Annotated in this window: 1 protein-coding gene; it reads left to right on the top strand. The window is 66.9% G+C overall.

The annotated features are described in order from the left end of the window. On the top strand, positions 1-1,252 hold a 1,252-nt coding region (locus ACFUK0_RS40195), incomplete at both ends, for an acyltransferase domain-containing protein (protein WP_380259050.1).

Here is a 1,252-nt window from a genome sequence, read left to right as displayed (position 1 = left end):
CCACCCCGGCAGACACCACCGGCCCCTACGTCTGGCCCCTCACCGCCCGCGACACCACCGCACTCCGCGACCAGGCCCGACGCCTCCACCACCACCTCACCACCCACACCACCCACCCCGCCGACGTCGCCCACGCCCTCACCACCACCCGCACCACCTTCGACCACCGCGCCGCCGTCATCGCCGACAACCACAACGACCTCCTCACCGCCCTCACCCACCTCGCCGACAACACCCCCCACCCCAACACCATCACCGGCACCGCCACCACAAACACCGGACCCGTCTACCTCTACTCCGGCCAAGGCAGCCAACGCCCCACCATGGGCGCCCAGCTCTACAAAACCTTCCCCGCCTACGCCCAAGCCATCGACAACATCACCGACGCCTTCACCCCCCACCTCCCCCACCCCCTGCGCGACATCCTCCACGCCCAACCCGGCACCCCCCACGCCGAACTCCTCCACACCACCCAATACGCCCAACCCGCCATCTTCGCCCTCGGCACCGCCCTCACCCACCTCCTCACCACCCGCAACATCACCCCCACCGCCGTCCTCGGCCACTCCATCGGCGCCTACGCCGCCGCCCACACCGCCGGCATCCTCACCCTCACCGACGCCACCACCCTCGTCGCCACCCGCGCCAACCTCATGCAACAAGCCCCCACCAACGGCACCATGACCGCCATCCAAGCCACCCCCCAAGAAGCCCAAACCGCCATCGAAGCCATCGACGGCCACCAGCACCTCGTCTCCATCGCCGCCATCAACAGCGCCACCTCCATCGTCATCTCAGGCGACACCACCACCGTCAACACCATCACCAACCACTTCCACAACCAAGGCCGACGCACCAAACAACTCACCGTCAGCCACGCCTTCCACTCCCCCCACATGGACACCGTCCTCGACCAATTCCTCACCACCGCAAGCCAAATCACCTACCACCAACCCACCATCCCCTTCATCTCCGACCTCACCGGCCAACTCGCCACCCACCAAGAACTCACCAACCCCCACTACTGGACCAACCACATCCGCAACACCGTCCAATACCACCAAGCCCTCACCACCACCCACACCCTCACCAACACCACCACCTACCTCGAACTCGGCGCCACCCCCACCCTCACCCCACCCACCCGCGAAACCCTCGACAACACCACCGTCCTCCCCCTCCTCCGCAACAACGACAACGAACCCCACCACCTCACCACCACCCTCACCACCACCTGGACCACCGGCACCAC

The organism is Kitasatospora sp. NPDC057223 (assembly GCF_042669755.1).
Classification (GTDB): domain Bacteria; phylum Actinomycetota; class Actinomycetes; order Streptomycetales; family Streptomycetaceae; genus Kitasatospora.
This window is presented reverse-complemented; position numbering and strand designations above follow the sequence as displayed.